Genomic DNA, 6,480 nt, shown 5'->3' with positions numbered 1-6,480 from the left:
GCGCGCTCGATGCCACCATCGACCAGATGATGGGCAAACACGGGATCCAGTTCGACAAAGCCCACGCGCTGGACGCCGCCGCCCTGCAGCGCATGCCCGCCGTCACCATCAAGCCAACGCTGGAATACGACAGCAAGCCCCACACGCTCAAAGGCCCCCTGCTCACCACCGTGCTGGCCGCTGCCGGTGTGGCCGCTGGCAGCCCCGTGCAGCTGGTGCTGCGCGCGGTGGACGGCTACAACGTGACCATCAGCATGGCCGACGTGCAGGCCTACCGCATGATCGTCGCCACCCACATCGACGGCCAGCCCATGGCCCTGGGCGGCCTGGGCCCGCAGTGGGCGGTGTACGACGCGGACGTGCTGCCCGCCTTCAAGGACAAGCCAGTGAAGGAACGCTTTGGCCTGTGCCCCTGGGGGCTGTATCACATTGAAGTGAAGAAGGTCTGAGGCCACCGGCAAGGTAGCCCAGCAAAAAAGAAAGAGCGGCTTCCTGGCCGCTCTTTTTTTGATAGCTGCTAGCGCTTTCCCATCAAGCGCTAGAGGCATTTTCCATTCAAATCACCGTGTCCGCCCCGCGATCCGCACCGCCAGTGCAGCCAGCGACCCCGCGGTAGCCAACGCCACAACGCCCAGCCAGCCCCACTGCGCCAGCACCAAGGCACCCAGCGCCGCACCGGCCGACATGCCGATGAACATGCCCGTGAACAGCAGCGCATTGAGCCTGCTGCGCGCCGCAGGGTCGATGCCGTACACGATGGTCTGGTGCGCCACCAGCGTGGCCTGCACGCCAAAGTCAAAGCCGATGGCGCTGACCACAATCAAGCCCAGCTGGGCCTGCGCAGGCAGCAGCGGCGCCAGCGCCATCACTGCAAACGACACGGCGGCCAGCCCGGCGCCGTAGCGCGTCACCACCTCGGGCCCGCGCTTGTCGGCCAGGCGCCCGGCCAGCGGTGCAGCCAGTGCACCCGCCGCCCCGGCCAGGCCAAACGCACCTGCCGCCGCAGTGCCCAGGTTGAACTGGCTGTGCAGCATCACCGCCAGCGTGGACCAGAACGCACTGAAGCCCACCGCCAGCAGCCCCTGCGCCCAGGCCGCACGGCGCAGCGCTGCGTGCTGGCGCCACAGTGCCACCATCGAGCCGATCAGCGCGCCATAGCCCAGCTGCGTGGTGGGAGCAAAGCGCGGCAGCCCGCGCCACACGGCCACCGTCAGCAGCGCAATGGCCACCGCCGCCGCCACATACACCGTGCGCCAGCCCCACTGCTGCGCCACAAAGCCGCTGACCACGCGCGACAGCAAAATGCCCAGCAACAGCCCCGTCATCACCGTGCCCACCATGCGCCCGCGCTGTGCGGCCGGGGCCAGCGTAGCGGCGGCGGGCACCACGTCTTGCGCCACCGTGGCCGCCAGGCCCACGGCCAGGCTGGCCGCCAGCAGCGCGCCCATGCCGGGTGCCAGGCCGCTCAGCAGCAGCGCCAGCATCAACGCGATGGACTTGATGACGATGATGCGGCGCCGGTCAAACCGGTCGCCCAGCGGCGCCAGCAGCAAGATGCCCAGCGCATACCCCAGCTGCGTGAGCGTGGGCACCAGCCCCACCACGCGGCTGTCGGCCTGCATGTCGGGCCCCAGCACGCCCAGCATGGGCTGGCTGTAATACAGCGACGCCACGCTCAGCCCCGCCGTGGTCGCCAGCAGCAACAGCAGCGGCGCGCTCACCGCGCCTGCCGCACTCTCTTCAGCCAGCGCCACCGGGGCCCGCCCCGCCACACCCCTTGCATGCACATTTTGAATGGAAGACATCACAACACCATCGGTTTAAAAGGAATGGGGCGATTGTTCTATCCCGTCGCCGCGCTGGGTAGTAGGCTGAATTGCAAATTCGTTATACGCTTTGCGTATGACCAACACCCTCCAGGCCCTCCCGACCCAGCCGCCCGGCGCCGACCGCATCGAGCTGATGCAGACCTTTGTCCGCATCGTCGAGGCCGGCAGCCTGTCTGCCGCCGCCCAGCAGTTGGGCACCAGCCAGCCCACCGTGAGCCGCCGCCTGCAAGCGCTGGAGCGCAGCCTGGGCGTCAAGCTGCTGCAGCGCTCCACCCATGTGATGAAACTGACGGAAGACGGCGACCGCTGCTTTGCCCACGCCAAAGCCCTGCTGGAAGACTGGCGCGCCATGGAAGACGACCTGCGCGGCACGGCCGACACACCGCGCGGCACCTTGCGCGTGCTGGCGCCCCACGCCTTCGGGCAAAACCAGCTCATCCCCCCGCTGATGGACTACCTGCGCCGCTACCCCGATGTTTCGGTGGAATGGATGCTGCACGACCGCCGCCCTGACTTCATCGCAGAAGGTATTGACTGCGCCATCCAGGTGGGTGCGGTGGAAGACCCCTCGGTGGTCGCCATTCGCCTTGCCGAAGTGCCGCGCATCGTACTGGCATCGCCCGCCCTCATGGCAAGTCGGCCCACACCGCAACACGCGCAGGATCTGAAGGATCTACCCTGGCTGGCGCTCAGCACCTTCTACCAGCGCGAAGTCACATTGACCCACCAGCACAGCAGCGAGGCCAGCACCTTCGCCATCACCCCCCGACTGGCCACCGACAGCCTGTACGCCCTGCGCAGCGCCGCCCTGGCCGGGCTCGGCGCGTGTATTGCATCGGCGTGGATCGTAGATGCGGATCTGCGCGCAGGCGGCTTGCTGCACTTGGTGCCCACCTGGCAGGCCCCCTCGCTACCGGTGTATCTGGTGTATCCACATGCGCGGTTTTATCCGGCGCGGTTGCGGTTGTTTTTGGAGGGGATGCGGGGGGCGATGCCGGGGTTGGCGGGGATGCGGGGGGTGGTGTCTTGAACGGACGACGACTGCCGGCCAGGAGCGGAGATACGCCCCGACCTTCCTATTGAAAGCACCCTGTTGTTGTACGTGGCCACTTCCCCTGAAGGAGGTAAACGATTGGTTGAACAATCAGCCACCGTACGAGGTTCACCGTCAAGAAGTACGTCACTTCAGCGCGTGGCAATAGGACGCAGCCAGTGAGGCTGAGTCGGCTTACAGTTGCTAGCTGGACATGTTCTCTGGCTTTGGAGATGCGAATTGAGATAGACCAGGTGATCGATCGACCTTCCTGACAGAGAGGAATTGGGGCTGGGGATGATGCATGAACGATGTTTTTGATTTTCTAATCAAGCGCCAGATGGTGTTCGTCTTTCTGGCTGTATTGGGGGGCGCAACTCTGTTTTTCTACTTCGCCATGATTGAAGGCTTGGGGTACTACCGAACTTCCCTCTTGTCTGGTGTGATCATGGCCGTCGGGCTGGCTGTTGTGACCACTATCAGTGGTGCTGATCTATTTTTTATCCAGATTTTCCAATGGAGATTCTGTTAAAGATCAGTCGCGAAAGTTTGACGGCTCAGTTGCTGCACGGGTTGATTTCACTATTTTTCTGTTGAAATTCATTGGCATACATGCCATCGCCTTTTGCTTTTCCTTAGGAATTTTTTCGATGTATTTTTTCATCCTAAAAAGATGACATCGCCCACGTGAGAAATGCCGGGCTGCATGCCTACGCTCCATGGTTTTAAGGTCCAATCGAGCGTGCTCTGCATTGAAGAAGTACTACGGCGGCGCACGAAGGCCGGGCATGAGATGGGCCTTAAAAAAGGCTGGGCGCGCAGGTGAGGAACGCGTAGAGAAAATCGAAAGGCTGCAATAGTCCCGAAGGCGACGTTGAGCGCAACTCTCCAATCCGGTCATTTGTTCTGCTTGCGCCCCAACCTTAAGCGCCGCCACCCCTGCCTTTGCGCGTTCGCAGGCTATAGTTTGCTCAGCTGAAGCTTGCGGGAGTTGCAGAAATCTCTATACCTGAACGTTTCCATAGCTCTAGGCATGAAAACCCAGGCTGCAAGCCACTTCCAGGAGAAATCAGTGTCCAGAATATCCCGCACGGTCCAGCCTATCCCGCAAGTTCTGCGAGATACATTGCGGTAGGCCTCAGATGGAACAACCAACTCCTTTCCACCAACTCGGACGCTTTGTATTCCTGTTCCAGCATATCGAAGCGACGTTGACCGATCTGCTAGTGCGCATGTCCCGTGGAGACAGCGAAGCGGTTCTGATACTTGTGAACGAGCTTGAGTTTGGCAAGCGGGTCAAAACCACTGACGTTATGTTCGCTCGTCACGTCGATCTGCTTCGCCCGCCGCAATCCGTCGAGAAACCTGAATTCCACAAGCTCATGGTGGAAGTATTAAAGCTGGCCAAGAGGCGAAATGAAATCGTTCACTCCAAGTACATGCGTTGGTTCAACGTCGACGGCTTGGAGGGCCTCATCCGGTATAACTCCGAGCTCAGTGGCAAGAAGGGCATAAGAGAAGAGGTAGAGGAGGAAATGCTCCCCGAGAAATTCGAAGAAGACTGCAGCCGCTGCGCCCTGACCTTGATGGCACTGGAGAAGTTCAGAGTCAAGCTTGTTGACTGGGAGTATCCGGATGCTGCCGCCTAACCAGTGGATCGACACGGACACACACCGGCAGCACGCGGGTCACCTCCAACGCTAGCTTGCAGATTGAAGCGCCTGTGCGAGTTCGAACGCTCTTGATTGCCGCTGCCTTGGGCGTTGGCGTGGCATGGCTCGCGCTCAACGCTTTCGGACTTTGGGTGGCATTCCATCCTTTTGGGCGCGGTGCGGAGCGGACCGCTTGGCTTGCCCCGCTCCTTCACGTCCTTTCCTGGTTGCCCTTTGTGGCCCTTGGAACCATCCTCACGTCCTGGTTGCTTGGCGAGCTTTCAGTGGGTTTTGCCGCCGGTCTGGCCGCCTCGGCCACCGTACTCGGCGCTTCCTTTTACTATGCACCAGGAGAGAGCCTCGCGGACGTCGCTTCTCTCATGTGGCTCCACCTACTGTGTCCCTTGGCCCTCTTCCCCGCTTTTGTCGGTCTGCAGGCTCACAGGTCGTTCAAGCAGACGCCGCACAGCGGCTCCGCTTAACTCCAACGTTAGGCGTTAATGGGAGAAGTATGAACGACTCACAACTACTCGAAGACTTGCGGACCCGCTTCAATGCTGGACAGAAGCTGAAGTTCGTCTTCTTCTGGGGCCACCAACCCAGCAAGCATGGCGTCACCGCATCCTGCTTCAGCCAATGGTACGGAGCCCCCTTCGTCGTAGATGGGCAGCAATACCCCACGGCGGAGCATTTCATGATGGCTGAGAAGGCTTCGCTCTTCGGCGATCAGGCAACCAAAGAGCAGATTCTTCGAGCTCCAAACCCGGGAGCCGCCAAAGCCTTGGGGCGCCAAGTGCGCGGTTTTGATGAAGCCACTTGGCTTCAGCATCGCTTCTCCATCGTTGTCCGCGCCAACCAAGCCAAGTTCACACAAAACGTTGAACTTGGGCAGTTTCTCCAGCAAACTGGCGATCGCATCCTTGTTGAAGCGAGCCCAGTCGATAGAGTCTGGGGCATCGGTCTGGCCCAGGATGACGAGAAGGTCAACAATCCCAATCAGTGGCGAGGCCTCAATCTCTTGGGCTTCGCGCTCATGCAGGTACGCCGTGACGCCTAACCCCTCCGTCAAGGGGACGTCTTGCGGCAAGCCGCAAGCCGCCCCTTAGGTCGAACATTAGGCGTCATGGAACTCATCGAACACATTCAGCGCGCCTGGGGCTGGACAGGCATCAATCCCGTCAAAGTCGTCGGCGAGAACGACTTTGGCAATCTCATGGTTCGAGATGAGCAGGGGCAGTACTGGCGCATATGTCCAGAAGATCTGTCTTGCAAAGTAGTAGCCGCTGATCGAACGGCACTCGATTCACTAACCAAGGATGAAGAGTTTCAGCAAGACTGGAACATGTTTGCCCTCGTCGAGGAGGCTAAGGTAAAGGTCGGACCACTCGAGCCAAGTCGAAAGTACTGCTTCAAGATTCCCGGGCCATTCGGTGGTGAGTACGGCGGTGACAATCTGGCTTCAATTGCCTTCTCAGAACTCATAGAAGTCACAGGCGACATAGCTCACCAAGTCAAAGATCTGCCCGAAGGCTCGCAGGTACAACTTCGAATCATCAAATGACGCCTAACCCTTCCATCGAGAGGACTTGCCCCGGCAAGCCGGGTCAAGCCTCTCATCTCAAACGTTGAGCGTCCGCTTTCGGTAGCCGCCACCGACTGCTCTTGGCCGATAGTACGCGTTCAACGACGAAGCGCGGATGACAGCAATCGCTGCTGGGCGATCATCTGCCGGATCTCCTCCATAGGCCGTTCCGGGCCGAAAGCGCCCCTCCTCTACCCTTCGTCAGAGAGCCCTCTTACCCAGCCACCACCCGATTCCGCCCCGTGTTCTTCGCTTCATACAGCGCCGCATCCGCCCGCGCCAGCAGCTTGTCCATCGAGTCGTTCTGCGGCAGGCTCAGGGTGACGCCGATGCTGACGGTACAGCCCACCTCGTTGCCTTGGGGCATGCAGGCGGCGCGGATGC

8 protein-coding genes are annotated in these 6,480 nt (G+C 60.8%); 6 read left to right on the top strand and 2 right to left on the bottom strand.

What is annotated here, in order from left to right; genetic code table 11:
• Positions 1-449: molybdopterin-dependent oxidoreductase (locus tag ACK4OE_RS24675; protein WP_409889046.1), on the top strand; the 449-nt coding region annotated here is incomplete at its 5' end.
• 111 nt (positions 450-560) lie between these two features.
• Here ACK4OE_RS24675 and ACK4OE_RS24670 read toward each other — a convergent pair.
• Positions 561-1,805 (bottom strand): MFS transporter, encoded by a 1,245-nt coding sequence (locus ACK4OE_RS24670; protein WP_409889044.1) that lies wholly within the window; start codon positions 1,803-1,805, stop codon positions 561-563.
• A gap of 97 nt (positions 1,806-1,902) precedes the next feature.
• Here ACK4OE_RS24670 and ACK4OE_RS24665 point away from each other — a divergent pair, with 97 nt between their 5' ends.
• From ACK4OE_RS24665 to ACK4OE_RS24645, 5 genes are all read left to right on the top strand, one after another.
• Positions 1,903-2,859: a LysR family transcriptional regulator gene (locus ACK4OE_RS24665; RefSeq protein ID WP_409889042.1), complete on the top strand. Its 957-nt coding sequence runs from the start codon at positions 1,903-1,905 to the stop codon at positions 2,857-2,859.
• Positions 2,860-3,166: 307 nt separating this feature from the next.
• A complete protein-coding gene (locus tag ACK4OE_RS24660; protein WP_409889041.1) occupies positions 3,167-3,394 on the top strand; it encodes a hypothetical protein in 228 nt (75 codons plus the stop codon).
• Positions 3,395-4,004: 610 nt separating this feature from the next.
• Complete coding sequence (locus tag ACK4OE_RS24655) at positions 4,005-4,511, top strand: hypothetical protein (RefSeq protein WP_409889039.1); 507 nt, start codon at positions 4,005-4,007, stop codon at positions 4,509-4,511.
• 514 nt (positions 4,512-5,025) lie between these two features.
• Entirely contained in the window at positions 5,026-5,571 is a 546-nt protein-coding gene (locus ACK4OE_RS24650) for an NADAR family protein (RefSeq protein ID WP_409889037.1), read from the top strand.
• Between the two features lie 66 nt (positions 5,572-5,637).
• Positions 5,638-6,075 carry a T6SS immunity protein Tdi1 domain-containing protein gene (locus ACK4OE_RS24645; RefSeq protein ID WP_010461412.1) on the top strand — a complete coding sequence of 146 codons (438 nt, stop codon included), beginning with the start codon at positions 5,638-5,640 and terminating at the stop codon, positions 6,073-6,075.
• A 235-nt stretch (positions 6,076-6,310) separates the two neighbouring features.
• Here the strand turns inward: ACK4OE_RS24645 and ACK4OE_RS24640 are convergent, their stop codons facing one another.
• Positions 6,311-6,463, bottom strand: coding sequence for a GGDEF domain-containing protein (locus ACK4OE_RS24640; protein WP_409889048.1), 153 nt, complete (start codon positions 6,461-6,463; stop codon positions 6,311-6,313).
• Positions 6,464-6,480: the final 17 nt, after the last annotated feature.

The sequence above is a fragment of the Acidovorax sp. genome (assembly GCF_046314175.1).
GTDB lineage: Bacteria > Pseudomonadota > Gammaproteobacteria > Burkholderiales > Burkholderiaceae_C > Acidovorax.
Note: the sequence above shows the minus strand (reverse complement) of the source record. Positions and strands in the feature narration are given on the sequence as shown.

Coding starts and splice junctions, on each gene's coding strand:
- ACK4OE_RS24645 (WP_010461412.1), top strand. CDS start 5,638: ATGGAACTCATCGAACACATTCAGCGCGCCTGGGGCTGGACAGGCATC.
- ACK4OE_RS24650 (WP_409889037.1), top strand. CDS start 5,026: ATGAACGACTCACAACTACTCGAAGACTTGCGGACCCGCTTCAATGCT.
- ACK4OE_RS24660 (WP_409889041.1), top strand. CDS start 3,167: ATGAACGATGTTTTTGATTTTCTAATCAAGCGCCAGATGGTGTTCGTC.
- ACK4OE_RS24665 (WP_409889042.1), top strand. CDS start 1,903: ATGACCAACACCCTCCAGGCCCTCCCGACCCAGCCGCCCGGCGCCGAC.
- ACK4OE_RS24670 (WP_409889044.1), bottom strand. CDS start 1,805: ATGTCTTCCATTCAAAATGTGCATGCAAGGGGTGTGGCGGGGCGGGCC.
- ACK4OE_RS24655 (WP_409889039.1), top strand. CDS start 4,005: ATGGAACAACCAACTCCTTTCCACCAACTCGGACGCTTTGTATTCCTG.
- ACK4OE_RS24640 (WP_409889048.1), bottom strand. CDS start 6,463: ATGCCCCAAGGCAACGAGGTGGGCTGTACCGTCAGCATCGGCGTCACC.